We start from the raw sequence: 18,829 nt of genomic DNA on the forward strand, positions 1-18,829 counted from the left end.
AGTTTTGTACAAACCCCGATAAACAGGTTTAGGGCTAACAGACTGATCAAGGATCCTTATACTAGTAAGGCCTGCTTTTACAATCTAAACTCACCCTTTTCAAACAAAATAGTGTTGAGTTTGTCAAAAATAATTACCAATGTGGGCAGTAACATTATTTATTTTAAAGAACTTATTTCTGTTAGAGCTTGGTGGCAATCAGATGATCAAGGGCTTTTAAACGCTCCTCGACTTCTTTTGTATCTTCTGATTGATCTATTCCCTTCTGCTCAATTTTAGAAGCAAACTGCAAAGCACACATGGCCAAAACATCTTGTTTGTCCCTTACTGCATAACTCTGCTCAAATTTCTTAGCCAGTTGCTCAATATTTTTAGCAGCCTTGCGTAAACCTTCTTCTTGGCTAGGGTCTATGGTCAAAGGATATACCCTGTCCGCAATAGAAAGTTTTATTTTTAGCTTTTCTGACATTGTATTGTTGAACGTTACTCAGCAAGTTGGGCTATACAATGGTCCAACTCCCTAATTAACGTGTTTATTTTAAGCTTAGCTTCCGTTTTATTCGTATTACTGCCTAGCATAGAATTTGCAAGCTTAAGTGAATTGTACTTTTCCTCCCATTCCAAAGCGGAATTTTCAGTTAGCTCATGGCCCTTTTTCATAGCGTTCAACTCTTCCTCCAATTTTAAATTAGTCTGATCCAGAAGCTCTAACTTATGGAGCAGCATACTAATTTTATTTTCTAAAGAATCAACAATTTCCACTAGTTCACTCATATGCAAATTTCAATGCATTTTACACAAAGTTAACATACCTCAAACGACTTCGCAATACTTTTTACAATTATTCTTATCGGAATTCTTTATACTGGATACAATTGGTTCAAATTTATTGGTTTAACCATTTTAACAGCAATAGATTTTTACCATTTCAACCGTTTAATTACATTCGCATTTACTTATTACACATTATGAGAATTACTTTTTTGGGTCTGCTTTTATTCTTTTCGCTAACCATTTGTGCACAAGACAATTATCCTAAAGATGTCTTTAGGTCTCCCTTGGATATCCCCTTGATCCTATCAGGCAATTTTGGGGAGCTTAGGTCCAACCATTTTCACTCTGGAATTGACATCAAAACCCAACAACGTGAAGGACTGCCCATTTATGCCATATCAGAAGGAACCATTAGCAGAATAAAGGTATCTCTTTGGGGCTATGGCAAAGTAATTTATCTGGCACATCCTAATGGATACACCTCGGTCTATGGCCATCTTCAAAAATTTTCACCCGAAATTGAGGCCTACATCAAAAAAATACAATATGAAAAACAGTCGTTCGAGGTTGAAGTGTTCCCCGATTTTGGCGAACTAAAGGTAGCAAAAGGGGATCTTATCGCCTATAGTGGCAATACTGGTGGATCTGCCGGACCCCACTTACATTTTGAGATACGAAATAGCGCATCAGAAATGCCTACCAATCCCTTGCTTTATGGATTGGAAGTTAGGGACGCGACCAATCCCACTCTTCTTGAGCTATTTGCCTACCCACTTTCCAGCGATGCCCAGATCAATCAAAGCAATGATATGGCACAAATTAATTTCACCAAGCAAAGTGATGGCTCATTTTTAGCCGATAAGGTGATGGCCAGTGGGACTATTGGATTTGGGTTCAACGCCTATGATCGGCAAGATATGGCCGCCAATAAAAATGGGGTCTTCTCCGTTCAACAATTGGTAAACGGACAGGTTTATACCGATTTTAATTTTGAAAAATTCTCTTTCACCGAAACACGTTATATCAATACCTTGATAGATTACGACTATTTTGGGAAATATAGAAAATGGATCACCAAATGTTTTAAATCCCCTGGCAATAACCTCACCATCTACAACACCCTAAAAAATGATGGAAAAATAGTAGTTGACGAAGGAATGAGCTATCAGGTAGAAATACTTTTAAAAGATCTATCGAATAATATAACTAGGTTGGTAATCCCTGTTGAGGGCAAAAAACTGCCTTTAAAGGTGATAAAAGAAACCAATAAAACAGACACCTATATTATCGCTTCAAAGCCAAATAACTATGATCTAGGCGCAGCCAAAGTATATTTTCCTGCCAATACTTTTTACGAAGATTTTTATATGGATCTTAAAAAAGGAAACGACACTGTCACCATTCACAATGGACGTATGCCAGCCCATAGGAATTTTACAATAACTTTTGATGCGACCAAATATTCCGAGGAGGACCGAAGCAAAATGTTCATTGCCCGACTTGGGAATCGATTGAAACCAAGCTACACCTCCACATACAGAAGGGACAACACCTTTACCACAAGAACCAAAAATCTGGGCACCTATGCCTTGGTCAAAGACACCATTGCACCACAAATAAGAAGCAAAAACTTTAAGGACAAGCAATGGTTGACCAATTACAGATATTTGAGCTTAACGATTTCTGATGATCTTAGCGGCATTGACACCTATACTGCAACCCTCAATGGGGATTGGATATTGATGGAGTACGAAACAAAAAACAATACCCTAACCTATAACTTCGACGATAAAATTCTGGATCAAAAACAGTGTGAGCTCAAAGTAGTGGTTACTGATAATGTTGGAAATACCAGTACCTTTACAAGTACATTTTATAGAAACTAAAAAAATTGAAGTGTCCCAAAACAGTACTCTTAATACTGACGCTTTGCCTAGGGAAGTTATCCTTAGCGCAGACTGCCACCATCACGGGTGTTGTTTTGGACGAAAAAAACATCCCTCTGGCAGATGTGAACGTTAGTTCTGATTCCAAGGGCACTTATACTGACAAAGATGGTTTTTATATCCTTCAAGTCATTTCTGAACAAAAAACAAGCATCACCTTTTCGCATATCGGCCATGAGCCTGTCGTTTTAAGAAATTTAATCCTCTCTTCCAACGAAACCTTTGAATTCAACCCCGTTCTTAAAGAAGGAATGACCCAAGTAGACGGTGTAACCGTTACGGCATCTGGCGAAAAACGAGTAGAGGGCATAACCACTATTCCTCCTGGGGTAATTAGGCGTATTCCTGGAGCAAATGCAGGTGTTGAAAATGTACTTAAATTATTGCCCGGAGTAACTTCCAACAATGAATTGAGCACACAATATTCTGTACGAGGCGGCAATTATGATGAAAATTTAGTCTACGTCAATGGTATTGAGGTTTACCGCCCTTTTCTCATCAGATCGGGACAACAGGAGGGCTTGAGTTTTATCAACCCTGATATGGTACAAAACTTAGAGTTTTCACCAGGAGGCTTTCAAGCGGAATATGGAGATAAATTATCCTCTGTTCTTGATATCACCTATAAAAAGCCCACAGAATTCTCCATTCGAGCCGACGCCAGCTTACTTGGCCTTAGCAGTACAATAGAAACCATATCTGAAGAAAAAGACCTATCTACCATTACTGGGATCCGCTATAGGAACAATAGCTTATTGGTGAACAGTCAACAAACAAAATCCAATTTCAACCCCACTTTTGCAGATATACAGTCGTTCTTAAATTATAGAATCACCAAAAAAGTAACCCTTGGAATCTTAGGTTCCTTCTCCTTGAACGATTATCAAAATGAACCATTGACAAGACAGACAAATTTTGGAACACTGGATGATCCCAAAGCGTTATTGGTTTATTACCAGGGCAGGGAAAACAATAGGTTTCAAACAACACAAGGGGCTATCATGTCGAGCTACAAACTCAACGATCATTTGAATTTGAACCTTACGACCTCCCTCTACCATACCACAGAAGAAGAATACTCCGATGTCTTTGCCTCCTATGAATTAGGCACTGTAGATACCGACCTCAGCAGTGATAATGCTGGTGGCGCAATCGCAACGAGAGGAATTGGCTCTCAATTTAACAGGGCCAGAAATGATTTGGATGCTTTAATTTTTAATATCTCCCACAAGGGAACATATGCCAAGAATTCTAGACTGTTGGAATGGGGAGCCACATATTCCCATGAAGATATAAGAGATCAGTTGAGGGAATCTGAATTTTTAGACTCTTTGGGTTTCTTTGTAAGACCACCACGATCTGAATTTCAGAACAACCAACCTGAGGACCCTTTTGATGGCCCAATTATTCCTTTTGATGGGGTAAGTGCCAAAAATTTAATTAAAACCAACCGTTTTTCAGCCTTTACGCAGTACAGTAACAGACTGGAATGGCGTGGACACCATATTTATTATAACCTGGGAATTAGAGCTCAACACTGGACGGTCAGCGGAAAAAACGTCGATAAGTCGGCCCACACCATCGTCAGCCCCCGAGGACAATTTTCCATAAAGCCCGATTGGGATCTGGATATGCTTTTCACTCTTGCTGGCGGGCTCTATCAACAGCCTCCCATGTATAGAGAATTGCGCGACCAAGAAGGAATGGTCCACACCGATGTAAAGGCCCAAAAATCTGTACATACCGTACTGGGAAATGAATATAGCTTCATACTTTGGGATAGGCCTTTTACCTTAAAAAGCGAAGCCTATTATAAAAAACTGAACAGCGTTAACCCCTACACTCTTGAGGATGTGCGTATACGATACGCGGCAGCCAACAACGCAAAGGCTTATGCTTATGGCGCAGAGATACGGATGAACGGAGCCTTTGTGCCAGGTACGGAGTCATGGGTGAGTATGGGATACCTCAAAACCGAAGAAAACATAAACGATAGAGGTTATATCTCAAGGCCTACCGACCAACGCCTAAACTTTGGGGTTTTATTCCAGGACTATGTTCCCAACATCCCAAATTTAAAGATGTATTTAAATCTTGTGTACAACACAGGATTGCCAGGAGGATCTCCTAGCTATGCCGATCCCTACAACTTTCAGAATAGATTAAGAGATTATAGGAGGGCAGATTTGGGAATTTCCCATATTTTTGTGGACGCCAATACAACGTATCCGAAAAATCATTGGCTTCATGGGTTTAAGGAATTGAATATTGGGTTTGAAATTTTTAATCTTTTCAATAACCAAAACTCAATAACCAATACTTGGGTCAGGGATGTGGATAGCAAAAGGGAATATGCAGTCCCCAATTTTATGACCTCCCGTGTATTAAACCTAAAGATCGGGACTCGTTTTTAGAATAAAAGCAATGAAGAAGAATTTAATTTACCTTTTACTGTTTACCTCTGTGGCATTACATGCCCAAAAGAATATTTACGAAAGTGATAAGTTTGATGCGCTTAGCAGCGAACACGAGGTCTTGGCCATTATTCCCTTTCTGACCAATTTGGAACTCAAAGACCAAATCTCAAAAAATGAGCTTAAGGCTCTTGAAAAAAAGGAGGGCTATGCGGTTCAGGATGCATTGGAGATTTACTTCTCGCGTATAAAAAAGAAAAAGAAATTTTCTGTGGAATTTCAAAATATCAAAAACACCAACGCTATTTTGGCGAAGAATGATATTGATTATGACAATATTGATGTTTACACAATTAAAGAACTTTGCAAAATATTGGAGGTGGATGGTATCATCAGTGGTAACCTCGACATGAATATATTACTCTCAAAAGGGATCCCTGCCGGCTTCAGTTTCATTGATTACCTTATGGGTGATTCCAATTATGGAAGAATCGGCATGAAGATCAGTGATGGGCAAAGCGGAAAATTATTGTGGAAATACGAAAAGGAGATCAACAAGAAATCTGGAAAAAACACCAATGACCTTATCGATGGCATGATGAAATCCGCTACCCGTAAATTTCCTTATGAAAGGGAAAAGGCGAAAAATAGAAAAAGGGATTAATCGTTCGCGTAGGCCTTCAACACACTTATAACATAGTCCAACTCTTCTTTTGTATTGTATTTAGAAAAAGAGAAACGCAATGATGGCCTCTTTAGTTCATCTTTGGAAAGGATCTCTCCCAGCACGTGGGAACCTAGATCACTCCCAGATTGGCATGCACTTCCTTTAGAACAAGCAATACCCTTAAGATCCAAATGAAAGAGCAACATTAAGGCCTTTTCTTCACTATAGGGAAGACACACATTGACCAAAGTATAGGTACTCTTGTCCAAATCTCCAGACAGGCCATTAAATGTAATCTCGGGAAGTTCTTTCCCTAGCTTTTCAATAAAGTACTTTTTCAGATCAGTGACGTAGTTACGTTCCGCATCCATATTTTTATAGGCAACGATAAAAGCCTCTTCCAAACCAACTATATTGTGGAAAGATTCTGTTCCCGCTCTAAACCCCCGTTCTTGGGAGCCCCCGAAAATTAATGGTTTAAGCCCGGTATTTCTTTTTATATATGCAAAACCAATACCCTTGGGACCATGGAATTTATGAGCTGCAGCCGTTAAGAAATCAATTTGTGTATTTTTCACGTCCCATTCATAATGTCCCACGGACTGTACGGTATCTGAATGAAAAAGTGCATGGTTATCCGCACAAAGTTTTCCTATGGCATCAATATCTATTTTATTGCCAATTTCATTATTGACATGCATTAGACTGACCAACTTCTTGGAATCATCCTGTTGCAACAAAGATGTCAAGTGCAACATATCTGGATTTCCGGAGGGATCTAAATTCACAAAGTGAAGGGTTACCCCATATTCTTTGGCCAATTCTTCGGCTGTATGCAATACGGCATGGTGCTCTATTTTGGAGGTGATCAAAGTCTTTACACCCAAATCCCTAACCGCACCCCTCAGGATCATATTATCAGCCTCTGTACCCCCGGAGGTAAATATTATTTCCGAAGGATGTGCATTGAGTTCCTTAGCTATCGTTTTTCTGGCTTTTTCAATGGCTGTCTTTGCAGAACGCCCAAAACTATGGGTAGAAGATGGGTTCCCATAAAAATTGGCAAGTGCATCCTGCATTTTTACAATAACTTCTTCCCTCACCTGCGTGGTCGCAGCACTATCCAGATATACTCTTTGCATGAAACAAAATTTCAGATTATATAATGGCCAAAAATAAATGAAATAAAGTTAATTTCTCCTAAATAGAGGTAAAAGCTATAGGGAATTCCCTTTTTTTTGAATTAAATTTGACGCATGAAACAAGTTATTCTTTTTGCTTTTTTAGGTTTATTACTCTCCTGCGATGACGGGGATCTTCAAATAGAAACGTTGAATTTTGACGATAGCACTATAGCCTTTTGCGGAACCGCTACCACAGCGAGTCAGGTCTTCTTCAAGATTAATGGCGATGAAGCGTTAATATTGACCTTGGAAGCAGGGATTTTAAAAAATGAAGTTTCGGACGGCAGCCTCGAAAGTGCCATTCCCGGTAATTCAAAAATCACTTATAGAATTTTTTCCGGCACTGTGAGCAACACTTACTTTTGTAGTGATATCCCACCCACAAGTCCTACAGTTGTTGATGAAATTGAGGCTATAGATGGGAAGGTCCTCGTAAATACCATTCTCTTGGAGGACGGGATCACATACCAACACACCATTCAATTAAGCGAAATATCGCTAGTGAACGAGAATGGATCTAGGATCACGGATTTAAGCATCAATGATTTTGGAGTGGTAACAACCACCGAGTAATTTTACGCATTCTGATAAATATAAACCTCGGTTGCCCCTAGTCCATACTTCTGGTAATCCGCATCATAATATTTAACATTCTCATATCTTTTAAAGAGGTAGTACAGTTCTTCCTTAAGAATTCCTTCTCCCACTCCATGTATGAATACCACTTTTTGGATACGTTTGCCCATTGCGAATTCCAATTGTCTTTTGGCAGCATCCAATTGGATATTTAATATTTCATAATTGCTCATACCTCTATTGGAGGGTACTAATTGATGGATGTGAAGATCAACTTCCATCTTTGGGGCACTGCGTTCTTTAGGCTTAACGGTCTGTGTATTTCTCCTTTTTGGAGTTTCTTTTTCCTTTTTTATTCGTGCCACCTCAAAATTATGGACCGTGATGTCATCCGTATTGGCAACCAACATTAATTCTCCCGGTGAAAAACTGAGCATAAAACCTTCCTCTGTCTCAACGGAAATTAGATTTCCCTGGATACCCTTTACGATTCCAACAATAACATCATCTACGGTCTCTACCTTGTCCCCTACTTTAAACTTGCTCATGATTGGTCCTTTTCCTCATTTGTCTCTCCATCATTACCATTACTCCAGATCTGTGTGGATTTATAAATCCCGAACATCAACAAAACTATCCCGATGCTTAATGCGTATTCTTTTTGCATATATGATTCACCTGCTCCCATGATCAAGGCACCTGTAATGATGAGCAAAAAATAAATAATTCGTTTTGTTTTCATTCCCCAAAATTAATAGTAATTTTCACCAAAAGAATCTATTTTCATGAAAATACTCCCTTTTTTGATGTTATTTTCTTTGGATGATTTTATGCTTCCATGCTTAAACAAAAAGCTCCTAGGCATTGAATGTCCTGGATGTGGCCTACAAAGAGCCGTATCCTTGATATTCCAAGGACAATTTAGGGAAGCTTTTCTAATGTACCCCGCAATATATCCTCTGATACCACTACTGGGATTCTTATTGTTCAATAATTTTTATCCCGTAAAACACGCCAATAAAATAATTATAGCCTTAACCGCTTCAACTATATTACTTATAATTACCAACTTTATTTTTAAACTTTAAAACTAAACCTTTATTTATGGAACAACAGAAATTACCGAATGCCACAATGATTATTGTACTAAGTATCGCCTCCATTGTCCTATGTTGGTGCTATGGTATTCTTGGCCTCATATTGGCCGTAATAGCATTGATTTTGGCAAATAAATCTGCGAATCTTTATAAGACTAGCCCAGAATTATATACCGATTATAGCACTATAAAAACAGGAAAGATTCTGGCCATTATCGGATTGGTACTGAACATTCTCTTTATTTTGATGATTGTTTGGGTAATATCTATGGTAGGATGGGATGCGCTACAGGATGAAGAATTAATGCGAGAGCGAATGGAAGATATAATGAACCAATAAAAGCAATACTATGAATAGGGAACCGTTACCAGGAGCAAGCAACGCTATGGCCATGGGAATTATTTCCATAATAACACCATTTCTATGTTGTGGCCCTTTTGGTATTATATTTAGTATCATAGGCCTAATAAGTGCAGGTAAGGCTGAAAATTTATATTATGATAATCCAGAATTGTACTCGGGCTTTGAAAATGTAAAAACAGCCAAAATCCTTTCCTATATAGGCTTGGGTATATCCCTTGTCTGTTTATTGGCTCTGATTCTGTTTTTTGGTACTATAGTAGCCATAATTACAACAGGCAGTTTCGACCAGTATTAACCAATTGCACAACCATAAAAAAAATCCCCCTGAAGAGTCAGGGGATTTTTTTTATTCTTTAATTAGGGCCCTAATTGGCCACTTCGCTTATAAATTTTAATCGGTACAGCCGAAGCTCCTCGTCTTCATAATCCCCATCAAATTCTTTGATTGCTTCTTCAATATTGTCCGTTTCCGCATCCAGAAAGTAATCATGTATTTCTTCTTGTTGGTCGTCGTCTAAAATTTCATCTACCCAATAACTCAGATTGAGTTTGGTTCCACTAAAAACAATCTGCTCCATTTCCTTTATCAGTTCAGAAATGTTCAATCCTTTAGCGGCAGCAATGTCGTCTAGAGGTAATTTTTTATCTACGTTTTGGATAATATAGAGCTTAAGGCCCGAGTTAGCTCCCGTACTTTTAACTACAAGATCGTCCGGTCTTAGAATATCATTCTCCTCAACATAATTGGCAATGAATTTCACAAAAGGTTTCCCATATTTCTTGGCTTTGCCTTCGCCTACTCCATGAATATTGACCAGTTCTTCCACCGTAATAGGATACTTTAACGCCATATCCTGCAAAGAGGGGTCCTGGAATACCACAAATGGTGGCACCTCTAATTTTTTAGCTTCCTTTTTCCTAAGGTCCTTCAACAATTGCAATAAGTTTTCATCGGCCACCCCACCTGCGGTCTTTGCCGCACTTACAATGGCATCATCTGCTGCCTGGCTATAGATATGGTCCATCGTCATCATAAACGACGTAGGGTTCTTCAGAAAATTGGCCCCTTTTTCCGTAACATGCAGGATTCCGTATTGCTCAATTTCCTTCTTCATAAGCCCCGCGACCAAGGTCTGCCGTATGAGGGCCATCCAATATCCTTTATCTTTCTCTTCCCCTATACCAAAAAATGGCTTTTCATCAGTTTTATGAGAAGATATCAGGGCATTGACCTTTCCCGTCAAGGTTTTGACAATTTCCTTGGATTTGAACTTTTCATTCGTACCCTGCACTACCTGGATAAGCTTAACAACATCATCTTTGGCCTCCTGCTTTTCCTTGGGGTTTCTGGTATTATCATCCATTTCCGCTCCTTCGCCGTTCACCTCATCAAATTCCTCTCCGAAATAATGAAGGATAAACTTTCTACGCGACATGGAGGTTTCGGCATAACCCACTACTTCCTGTAGGAGGGCGTTCCCTATTTCTTGTTCCGCTACTGGTTTACCGGACATGAACTTTTCTAATTTCTCAATATCCTTGTAGGAATAAAACGCAAGACAATGACCTTCGCCACCATCCCTTCCTGCACGGCCAGTTTCCTGATAGTAACTTTCAATACTTTTAGGCATATCATGGTGGATCACAAACCTCACATCTGGTTTGTCTATTCCCATTCCAAATGCAATGGTAGCTACCACAACATCAACACCTTCCATCAAAAACATATCTTGGTACTTAGATCTTGTTTTTGCATCAAAGCCCGCATGATAAGGAACGGCACTGATGCCATTGACCTGTAATATCTGGGCCAGTTCTTCTACCTTTTTACGGCTCAAACAATATATAATTCCTGATTTACCTGAATTTTGTTTTACAAAACGGATGATATCCCCCTCTACGTTGGCTGTTTTTGGGCGTACCTCATAATATAAATTTGGTCTGTTGAAAGACGCCTTAAAAACCTTAGCCTCTGTAATTCCCAAATTTTTAATGATATCCTCCTGTACTTTTGGGGTGGCGGTAGCCGTTAAACCAATAATTGGTATATCGTCGCCCAACCTAGCAATAATGGCACGTAAATTTCGATATTCAGGTCTAAAGTCGTGTCCCCATTCCGAGATACAATGAGCCTCATCCACGGCCACAAAGGATACTTTTACAGATTGCAAGAAATCTACATATTCCTCCTTGGTGAGGGATTCCGGTGCAACATAAAGCAATTTTGTAATTCCACTGGTTATATCATCCTTAACCTGCCTAATTTCGGTTTTGGTCAAAGATGAATTTAATACGTGGGCAATGCCATTTTCAGAAGATATTCCACGAATGGCATCCACTTGGTTTTTCATCAGGGCTATTAGTGGAGAGACCACGATGGCCGTTCCTTCTTGCATAAGAGCAGGGAGCTGGTAGCAAAGGGATTTACCCCCACCAGTAGGCATAATTACAAAGGTGTTCTTTCCTTGTACTATATTTTTTATGACTTGTTCTTGAAGACCTTTGAACTTTGAAAATCCAAAGTATTTTTTTAATGAGGCATGTATATCCATTCCATTCAAACCCATACGGTTCCTTACATTTTTATTATCATCACCCTTTGATTTCAAAGGGCAAAACTTCATTTTTTAATATACGGATTTTTACCTTTGGCAAAACAATTCAGGCAAATTTATTTATTGATATTTTAAATATACTATAAAATTAAGTTTATGTAATTTTGCGATATTAAATATAATACATTCTTTTAGTAATTCAATCACATAATTCTATTATCACATTGAGCGATACCAAGGCTATATTAAATATAGCAAAAAAAACCATTGAGACAGAAGCGGAGGCCATTCACCATTTAGGCTCACTATTAACGGAGGAGTTTGCACAGACTGTTGACCTTATCTATCAATCGAAAGGTAGGGTGGTCATTTCCGGTATCGGAAAAAGTGCTCTTATAGCTTCCAAAATTGTCGCTACATTAAATTCCACCGGAACCCCTTCAATTTTTATGCATGCCGCAGATGCCATCCATGGTGACCTGGGCACCATACAAGATGATGATGTGGTGATCTGTATTTCTAAAAGTGGGAATACCCCTGAGATAAAAATGTTGGTCCCTTTGATTAAAAGTGGCAATAATAAATTGATCGGAATGACAGGTAACATGGATTCATTCTTGGCCACCCATGCCGATTTTCGATTGAACACCTTTGTGGAAAAAGAGGCCTGCCCAAATAATTTGGCTCCTACCACCAGTACCACTGCCCAATTGGTCATGGGGGATGCCCTCGCCATATGCTTATTGGAATTAAGAGGTTTCAGCAGTAAGGATTTTGCCAAATATCACCCTGGAGGTGCGTTGGGAAAGAGATTGTATCTAAGGGTATCGGACATTGCAAACAACAATATGAAACCAGCAGTAAATGTGGATTCAGATGTAAGGAAGGTCATTGTGGAAATTTCTGAAAAGATGCTAGGGGTAACTGCAGTACTGGAAAACGGCAAGGTAGTAGGTATCGTAACGGACGGGGATATTCGAAGAATGTTAAATAAGTTCGACAATATTACGGGGCTTACAGCCAAGGATATTATGACCGCAACACCAAAAACTATTGAAACCGATGTCCTGGCAATCAATGCCCTTGAGCTTATGCAAGAAAAAGGGATATCACAATTACTTGCAATGAGCGGTGAAAATTATATGGGAGTAGTACATTTGCACAACTTAATCAACGAAGGTATACTGTAATGGCGAATAGCAAAAATCACAATGAGATGTCTTTTCTTGATCATCTCGAGGAATTGCGATGGCATTTAATCCGATCCACTATCGCAGTGGTGCTTATAGGATTGGTTGCCTTTATCATGAAGGATTTCATTTTTGATACGGTAATATTCGGTCCCAAAAGACCAGATTTTCCCACCTATAAACTATTTTGCCATCTTTCAAAAATGCTTGGGTTCAGTGAGGCTTTTTGTGGAACAGAACCCTTGTTCAGAATTCAGAGTAGGGAAATGGCCGGACAGTTTTCTGCCCATATCTGGACCTCCATCTGGGCCGGATTTATTGTAGGGTTTCCATACATACTATATGAAATGTGGAAGTTTATTTCTCCAGGACTTTATACCAAAGAAAAAAACAATGCCAGGGGCTTTATCTTTATTGCCTCTGTGCTATTTTTCACTGGCGTATTGTTCGGGTATTATGTAGTAGCCCCGCTTTCCATAAACTTTTTGGGAGGATACCAAGTGAGTAAAGAGGTCTTTAATGACATAGATTTAGGATCTTATATCTCCACGGTGCGTGCGGCAGTTATTGCCTGCGGACTGGTCTTTGAACTTCCTATCATCATATTTTTTCTAACCAAGATAGGTCTGGTAACTCCAGAGGTATTGAAAAAATACCGCAAAATTTCCTTGGTAGTGGTTTTAATTGTTTCTGCGGTAATCACCCCTCCGGATGTAGCCAGTCAGATCATAGTGGCCATCCCTATTTTAGTATTATACCAAGTAAGTATTTATATATCCGGATACGTAATACGTCAAGAAGCTAAAAAAAATAAAAAGAATGCCAAATCAAGTTGAAGAATTTAATGCCTACCGTTCTAAGATGAACGAGAAGCTGATGGCCGATAACAATAAGATCATCAAAAGAATTTTTAATCTAGACACCAACGCCTATGCTCCAGGAGCATTGGATGTAAAAACAAAAGAGCTATTAGGACTAGTTGCCTCTGCCGTTCTAAGGTGCGATGATTGTGTAAAATACCACTTGGAAAGCTCTCATAAGGAAGGAGCAACCAAAGCAGAGGTAATGGAAACCTTGGGGATAGCCACCTTGGTTGGGGGTACCATAGTAGTTCCCCATTTAAGAAGGGCCTATGAATACTGGGAGGCATTGGAGACCCAGGAAGGTTAAAATAATTACAAATCTGTTCCATAAAGAATATTATGGGTTAGATTTGGAAAATAATACGAGTAAATGAAGTTAAGGGCAGAGAATATCATGAAGTCCTATAGAGGACGAAAAGTAGTAAAAGGAATTTCCCTAGAGGTAAACCAAGGGGAAATTGTTGGACTTCTGGGACCTAATGGGGCAGGAAAAACAACCTCCTTTTATATGATCGTTGGCCTTATCAAACCCAATGGAGGGAACATCTATTTGGACAATATGGAAATCACAAATTTTCCAATGTACAAAAGGGCCCAAAACGGTATTGGTTATCTGGCTCAAGAAGCTTCGGTATTCAGAAAACTCAGTATTGAAAAGAATATTTTAAGTGTATTACAGCTCACCAAATTGAGCAAAAAAGAGCAACTCATGAAAATGGAGTCGCTCATAGAAGAGTTCAGTTTGGGGCATATCCGTAAAAACCGTGGCGACCTTTTATCGGGGGGTGAACGCAGACGGACAGAAATTGCGAGAGCCTTGGCTACCGACCCCAAATTTATTCTCTTGGATGAACCTTTTGCGGGAGTAGACCCTGTAGCCGTAGAGGACATCCAGCGTATTGTTGCCCAATTGAAAAACAAAAACATCGGTATTTTGATCACGGATCACAACGTTCAAGAAACCTTGGCCATAACTGAGCGTTCTTATTTGATGTTCGAAGGTGGGATCTTAAAATCAGGTATCCCGGAAGATTTAGCGGCCGATGAAATGGTGCGCAAGGTGTATCTGGGTCAAAATTTTGAGCTGCGTAAGAAAAAATTGGACTTCTAGATTACCAATTCCCTAATAAGTTCTCGAAAAGCACATATCATCCAGCTAGGATATTAACCTATTTCGTAATCTTGATCCCATTCACAAGGGAACTGGCCACATAAAAAACGATGATAAAAGGAATTGCCAAAAACTTCATAGTGCCTATGGAAACAATGCAAACGGCAATAAATACATAACGCAGGGCATTATCCTTAAAACTCCAATTTTTAAACTTCAAGGCAAAGAGTTCTATATTTGAATTCAATAGATATGCACTGAGCAAAGTCATACCAATCAAAAACCATTGGTTCAATATAATCCCATTTAAGAATTCATTATTGTGGTACAAAAGGATCAAAGGCAATGAAAAGATCAAAAGTGCATTGGCAGGCGTCGGGAGCCCACTAAAAGAAGAAACCTGATTCTCATCTATATTGAATTTTGCCAGCCTGTAGGCCGAGGCCAAAGTAATAACAAAGCCCAAGAAAGGCAATACATTAAGTTCTGTTGAACTATGGGCCATGGAAGAGGAAGCCTCAGCACCAAATTCCAAATTCCATCCTCCCACAGAGGACATTTTCAATAATTGAAACATTACAATCCCTGGCACCAAGCCACTGGTGATCATATCTGCCAATGAGTCGAGCTGTAGTCCCAGTTCACTTTGCACTTTCAGTAACCTTGCAGCAAGTCCATCGAAGTAATCAAAAAATATCCCCAAGAACACAAATAAAGCGGCAATTTCCAAATCGTTCCTAACAGCGAATACAACGGCTATACAGCCACATAAAACGTTTAATAAGGTAATGAGGTTCGGAATATGTCTTTTCATGTCTATGTTTTTTTTTTACAGCAACTGGGATACCAAAAATGCTAGTGCTGCGTAAAATTAGTTTTTAATTAAAATAATCTGTTAAATATAGTTCGCCTTTTTTTTACAATCTACAAAAATGCATATGTGTAATCCTTTTATTTATTCGATATTTGTCGCCTATAAGAATATTTGTATCCTCCAACAGTTTTTGAAATGCAATTGAAAATCCGCTTTTTGTTAGTCCTTTTGGGCTTTTCTTTCATGACCTTTTCACAGGAGGTTGAGCTTTCCCCAAAAGCACAGATCAGTATCATAACCTGCGGCCCAGGGCAGGAATTATACAGCACCTTCGGCCATAGTGCTTTTAGGTTACAAGATCCTGTGCTAGGAATAGACGTAGTGTACAATTATGGTACATTTAATTTTAACACCCCTAATTTCTACATGAAATTTGCCCAGGGAAAGTTATTATACTCTCTGAGCAGACAAAAATTCGAAGACTTTCTTTGGACTTATGAGATGGAAAACCGTTGGGTTCAAGAACAACTCTTAAACCTTGATCCAATAGAAACAAAGGCACTTTTTGCATTTTTAGAGAATAATTTTAAACCTGAAAATAGGGATTATCAATATGATTTCTTTTACAACAATTGCTCTTCCAAGATAAGGGATGTATTGAACGCGGTCTATGGCGATAAAGTTACCTATTATGATGGCCATCTCATACAGAGATACACTTTTAGACAACTGATCCATCAAAGTTTGGTCACCAATTCATGGTCTGCCTTTGGAATTGATCTGGCGCTGGGATCTGTAATCGACAAAAAAGCCACTCCTATTGAGCATATGTTCCTGCCAATATATGTTATGGACCAAATGGCCAACACGAATTTAAACCAGGAGCCTATAGTGAAAAGGGAGAGGTCCATCATGGAATTTGAATCCCTAGACCCCTATACTTACTTTTTACTAACACCTTTTTTCTGGGTATTGGCCCTTATGGTATTTGTACTAGTGATTACCTATATCGATTTTAAAAACAATAGCCGTAGCCGTTGGTTAGATTTTTTCTTATCTTTTAGTACGGGGATCACAGGACTGTTGATCATTTTTTTATGGTTCTTTACAGACCACACGGCAACAGCAGGAAATTTAAATATTCTTTGGGCATTCCCCCTTAATATTGTAACCTGCTTTTACTTGGCTAAAACCAAGCCCCTACCCCACTGGATGCAAAAATATTTTGTATTGATCACGGTATTACTACTGATCACTCCTTTGGTTTGGCTAACAGGAATACAGATATTCTCACCACTGATCGCCCCACTATTGGTGCTATTGGCTGTACGTTACTTCTTTTTGCTCCACTGGTCAAAAAGAAACATTAAGAAATAAAAAGTAAATTCATGAACCTACTTACAGTAGAAAACATATCAAAGTCTTTTGGAGAACTTGTCCTTTTTAAGGATTTGTCATTTGGCATCAACAAGGATCAAAAGATTGCACTGATCGCCAAAAACGGAAGTGGAAAAACTTCCATTTTAAATATTCTCGCAGGATTTGACACCCCTGATACAGGGCAGGTAAATTATAGAAATGGGATTAGGGTTTCTTACCTTTCCCAGGAGCCAGACTTAAATCCAGAGCTTACCGTTGAAGAGACGATATTTGCTTCCGATAATGAAATTTTGAAGGTAATTGCTCAATATGAAAAAGCTTTGGAGAATCCGGAAGATGCTGAATTTTACCAAAAAGCATTTGAGGGCATGGAACGCAATAATGCGTGGGATTTTGAGACCCAATACAAGCAAATCCTTTCCAAACTTAGATTTGAGGATCTTCATATAAAGGTTGGTCTTCTTTCAGGGGGACAAAAAAAGCGTTTGGCTCTGGCCAATGCCCTGATCAATAAGCCAGATCTACTCATTTTGGATGAGCCTACCAACCATTTGGATCTAGAGATGATCGAGTGGCTTGAAGCTTATTTCGCGAAAGAAAACATCACCTTGTTCATGGTAACACATGATCGCTTTTTCTTGGAGAGAGTGTGTAATGAAATTATTGAACTGGACAACGGGCAGCTCTATTCTTATAAAGGCAACTATTCTTACTATTTGGAGAAAAAAGAAGCCAGGCTGGAACAAGAGGCAGTGGAACATCACAAATCCAAAATACTCTACAACCAAGAGTTAACTTGGATGAGGAGACAGCCTAAGGCAAGAACCACAAAATCCAAATCTAGAATTGACGATTTTCAGGCAATAAAAGAAAAGGCAGGACAACGCAGAAAAGAACACCAGGTAGAATTGGAACTCAACATGGAGCGTTTGGGCAGCAAGATTCTGGAACTTCATAAAATATCCAAAGCCTATCCCGGAAAACCAATTCTGGACAAATTTGAATATAATTTCTTGAAAGGCGAGCGCATCGGTATCATTGGTAAAAATGGTACTGGCAAATCTACCTTCCTAAATCTTCTAACCGGGGAGGATCAACCCGATGGCGGTAAGGTGGTTGTAGGTGATACCATAAAATTTGGTTATTACACCCAAAAAGGAATCGTAATAAAGGAAGGACAAAAGGTAATTGATGTCATTCGGGAATTTGGGGATTATATTCCATTAAAAAAAGGACGTCAAATTTCAGCCCAGCAGCTACTGGAACGTTTTCTTTTCGACAGAAAAAAACAATATGATTTTGTAGACAAGCTTAGTGGTGGGGAACGCAAAAGACTCTATCTCTGTACAGTCCTTATTCAGAATCCCAACTTTTTGATCCTGGATGAACCTACCAATGATTTGGATATAGTTACCCTGAACGTATTGGAAAGTTTTCTCCTCGATTTTCCTGGATGTCTAATCGTGGTATCCCACGACCGTTATTTTATGGATAAGATTGTGGACCACCTTTTTGTTTTTAGAGGTAATGCAGAAATAGAGGATTTTCCTGGTAATTACTCCGATTTTAGGGCATACGAAGACAGTGTTGTTGCAGATTATAGGGCTGAAAAAGAAAAAAAGACAGAAACTAAACCGGTAAAAAATTCTTGGAAGAACGAAGGGAAAACCGTCAAGTTGTCCTATAACGACCAAAAAGAATACAACAGTTTGGAAAAAACCATAAAACGTTTAGAAGAAAAGAAGGAACAACTACAAAATAAATTTGCGGACACCTCTTTGGAGGGCAGTGAGATAGACAAATTATCCTTGGAATTAAAAGAGGTTGAAGAAGCAATAGAGTCCAAAACGGAGCGATGGTTTGAACTTTCTGCTCTTATGGAAGGATAACATAA

General features: G+C 39.0%; 20 protein-coding genes and 1 other RNA gene. 13 read left to right on the plus strand and 8 right to left on the minus strand.

What is annotated here, in order from left to right; all coding sequences use genetic code 11:
• Window positions 1-10 precede the first annotated feature (10 nt).
• The 3 genes from ssrS to ABXZ32_RS01345 all read right to left on the minus strand — a co-directional run bounded on the left by ssrS (window position 11) and on the right by ABXZ32_RS01345 (window position 774).
• Window positions 11-120: non-coding RNA, 6S RNA (gene ssrS / locus ABXZ32_RS01335), on the minus strand.
• Window positions 121-181: 61 nt separating this feature from the next.
• Window positions 182-469: a cell division protein ZapA gene (locus ABXZ32_RS01340; protein WP_062055056.1), complete on the minus strand. Its 288-nt coding sequence runs from the start codon at window positions 467-469 to the stop codon at window positions 182-184.
• Between the two features lie 14 nt (window positions 470-483).
• Window positions 484-774: a hypothetical protein gene (locus tag ABXZ32_RS01345; RefSeq protein WP_354616887.1), complete on the minus strand. Its 291-nt coding sequence runs from the start codon at window positions 772-774 to the stop codon at window positions 484-486.
• Window positions 775-968: 194 nt separating this feature from the next.
• Between ABXZ32_RS01345 and ABXZ32_RS01350 the strand changes: the two genes are divergently transcribed.
• The 3 genes from ABXZ32_RS01350 to ABXZ32_RS01360 are packed head-to-tail and all read left to right on the plus strand — an operon-like array spanning window position 969 to window position 5,798.
• Window positions 969-2,660, plus strand: a complete 1,692-nt coding sequence (locus ABXZ32_RS01350) for a M23 family metallopeptidase (protein ID WP_354616888.1) — start codon at window positions 969-971, stop codon at window positions 2,658-2,660.
• A 5-nt stretch (window positions 2,661-2,665) separates the two neighbouring features.
• Window positions 2,666-5,134 carry a TonB-dependent receptor gene (locus ABXZ32_RS01355; protein ID WP_354616889.1) on the plus strand — a complete coding sequence of 823 codons (2,469 nt, stop codon included), beginning with the start codon at window positions 2,666-2,668 and terminating at the stop codon, window positions 5,132-5,134.
• Window positions 5,135-5,144: 10 nt separating this feature from the next.
• Entirely contained in the window at window positions 5,145-5,798 is a 654-nt protein-coding gene (locus ABXZ32_RS01360) for a hypothetical protein (RefSeq protein ID WP_354616890.1), read from the plus strand.
• Here ABXZ32_RS01360 and ABXZ32_RS01365 read toward each other — a convergent pair.
• The gene (locus ABXZ32_RS01365) at window positions 5,795-6,943 is read right to left on the minus strand and encodes a cysteine desulfurase family protein (protein WP_354616891.1); all 1,149 of its coding nucleotides are present in this window, start codon (window positions 6,941-6,943) and stop codon (window positions 5,795-5,797) included. The two genes, ABXZ32_RS01360 and ABXZ32_RS01365, sit on opposite strands and share 4 nt — an antisense overlap.
• A 114-nt stretch (window positions 6,944-7,057) precedes the next feature.
• Here ABXZ32_RS01365 and ABXZ32_RS01370 point away from each other — a divergent pair, with 114 nt between their 5' ends.
• Entirely contained in the window at window positions 7,058-7,558 is a 501-nt protein-coding gene (locus ABXZ32_RS01370) for a hypothetical protein (protein WP_354616892.1), read from the plus strand.
• A gap of 2 nt (window positions 7,559-7,560) precedes the next feature.
• Here ABXZ32_RS01370 and ABXZ32_RS01375 read toward each other — a convergent pair whose 3' ends face one another.
• Together ABXZ32_RS01375 and ABXZ32_RS01380 are read right to left on the minus strand one after the other, a co-directional pair.
• Window positions 7,561-8,109, minus strand: coding sequence for a Smr/MutS family protein (locus ABXZ32_RS01375; protein WP_354616893.1), 549 nt, complete (start codon window positions 8,107-8,109; stop codon window positions 7,561-7,563).
• Window positions 8,106-8,303, minus strand: a complete 198-nt coding sequence (locus ABXZ32_RS01380; RefSeq protein ID WP_354616894.1) for a hypothetical protein — start codon at window positions 8,301-8,303, stop codon at window positions 8,106-8,108. Before ABXZ32_RS01380 ends, ABXZ32_RS01375 begins: the two co-directional genes overlap by 4 nt.
• Before the next feature lie 88 nt (window positions 8,304-8,391).
• On the opposite strand from ABXZ32_RS01380, the gene ABXZ32_RS01385 reads away from it, so the two are divergent.
• The 3 genes from ABXZ32_RS01385 to ABXZ32_RS01395 are packed head-to-tail and all read left to right on the plus strand — an operon-like array spanning window position 8,392 to window position 9,317.
• Window positions 8,392-8,649: a DUF2752 domain-containing protein gene (locus ABXZ32_RS01385; protein ID WP_354617303.1), complete on the plus strand. Its 258-nt coding sequence runs from the start codon at window positions 8,392-8,394 to the stop codon at window positions 8,647-8,649.
• A gap of 16 nt (window positions 8,650-8,665) precedes the next feature.
• Window positions 8,666-8,998: a CCC motif membrane protein gene (locus ABXZ32_RS01390; RefSeq protein ID WP_354616895.1), complete on the plus strand. Its 333-nt coding sequence runs from the start codon at window positions 8,666-8,668 to the stop codon at window positions 8,996-8,998.
• A gap of 10 nt (window positions 8,999-9,008) precedes the next feature.
• Window positions 9,009-9,317, plus strand: a complete 309-nt coding sequence (locus tag ABXZ32_RS01395) for a CCC motif membrane protein (RefSeq protein WP_354616896.1) — start codon at window positions 9,009-9,011, stop codon at window positions 9,315-9,317.
• Between the two features lie 70 nt (window positions 9,318-9,387).
• On the opposite strand, the gene recQ is transcribed toward ABXZ32_RS01395, so the two are convergent.
• On the minus strand, window positions 9,388-11,589 hold the full coding sequence (gene recQ, locus ABXZ32_RS01400) for a DNA helicase RecQ (protein WP_354617304.1): 2,202 nt from the start codon (window positions 11,587-11,589) through the stop codon (window positions 9,388-9,390).
• Between the two features lie 212 nt (window positions 11,590-11,801).
• Between recQ and ABXZ32_RS01405 the strand changes: the two genes are divergently transcribed.
• The 4 genes from ABXZ32_RS01405 (at window position 11,802) to lptB (ending at window position 14,741) form a co-directional block, all read left to right on the plus strand.
• Window positions 11,802-12,767, plus strand: coding sequence for a KpsF/GutQ family sugar-phosphate isomerase (locus tag ABXZ32_RS01405; RefSeq protein ID WP_354616897.1), 966 nt, complete (start codon window positions 11,802-11,804; stop codon window positions 12,765-12,767).
• 26 nt (window positions 12,768-12,793) lie between these two features.
• Window positions 12,794-13,603 carry a twin-arginine translocase subunit TatC gene (gene tatC, locus ABXZ32_RS01410; protein WP_408016473.1) on the plus strand — a complete coding sequence of 270 codons (810 nt, stop codon included), beginning with the start codon at window positions 12,794-12,796 and terminating at the stop codon, window positions 13,601-13,603.
• Window positions 13,587-13,937, plus strand: coding sequence for a carboxymuconolactone decarboxylase family protein (locus tag ABXZ32_RS01415; protein ID WP_354616899.1), 351 nt, complete (start codon window positions 13,587-13,589; stop codon window positions 13,935-13,937). The genes tatC and ABXZ32_RS01415 overlap by 17 nt, the downstream gene beginning before the upstream one ends.
• Before the next feature lie 63 nt (window positions 13,938-14,000).
• A complete protein-coding gene (gene lptB / locus ABXZ32_RS01420) occupies window positions 14,001-14,741 on the plus strand; it encodes an LPS export ABC transporter ATP-binding protein (RefSeq protein ID WP_062055084.1) in 741 nt (246 codons plus the stop codon).
• Window positions 14,742-14,799: 58 nt separating this feature from the next.
• Here the strand turns inward: lptB and ABXZ32_RS01425 are convergent, their stop codons facing one another.
• Window positions 14,800-15,555 carry a CDP-alcohol phosphatidyltransferase family protein gene (locus tag ABXZ32_RS01425; protein ID WP_354616900.1) on the minus strand — a complete coding sequence of 252 codons (756 nt, stop codon included), beginning with the start codon at window positions 15,553-15,555 and terminating at the stop codon, window positions 14,800-14,802.
• Window positions 15,556-15,750: 195 nt separating this feature from the next.
• Between ABXZ32_RS01425 and ABXZ32_RS01430 the strand changes: the two genes are divergently transcribed.
• Together ABXZ32_RS01430 and ABXZ32_RS01435 are read left to right on the plus strand one after the other, a co-directional pair.
• Window positions 15,751-16,932 carry an Lnb N-terminal periplasmic domain-containing protein gene (locus ABXZ32_RS01430; protein WP_354616901.1) on the plus strand — a complete coding sequence of 394 codons (1,182 nt, stop codon included), beginning with the start codon at window positions 15,751-15,753 and terminating at the stop codon, window positions 16,930-16,932.
• An 11-nt stretch (window positions 16,933-16,943) separates the two neighbouring features.
• Window positions 16,944-18,824 carry an ABC-F family ATP-binding cassette domain-containing protein gene (locus tag ABXZ32_RS01435; protein ID WP_354616902.1) on the plus strand — a complete coding sequence of 627 codons (1,881 nt, stop codon included), beginning with the start codon at window positions 16,944-16,946 and terminating at the stop codon, window positions 18,822-18,824.
• Window positions 18,825-18,829 lie beyond the last annotated feature (5 nt).

The sequence above is a fragment of the Sediminicola luteus genome (assembly GCF_040566555.1).
Lineage (GTDB): Bacteria > Bacteroidota > Bacteroidia > Flavobacteriales > Flavobacteriaceae > Sediminicola.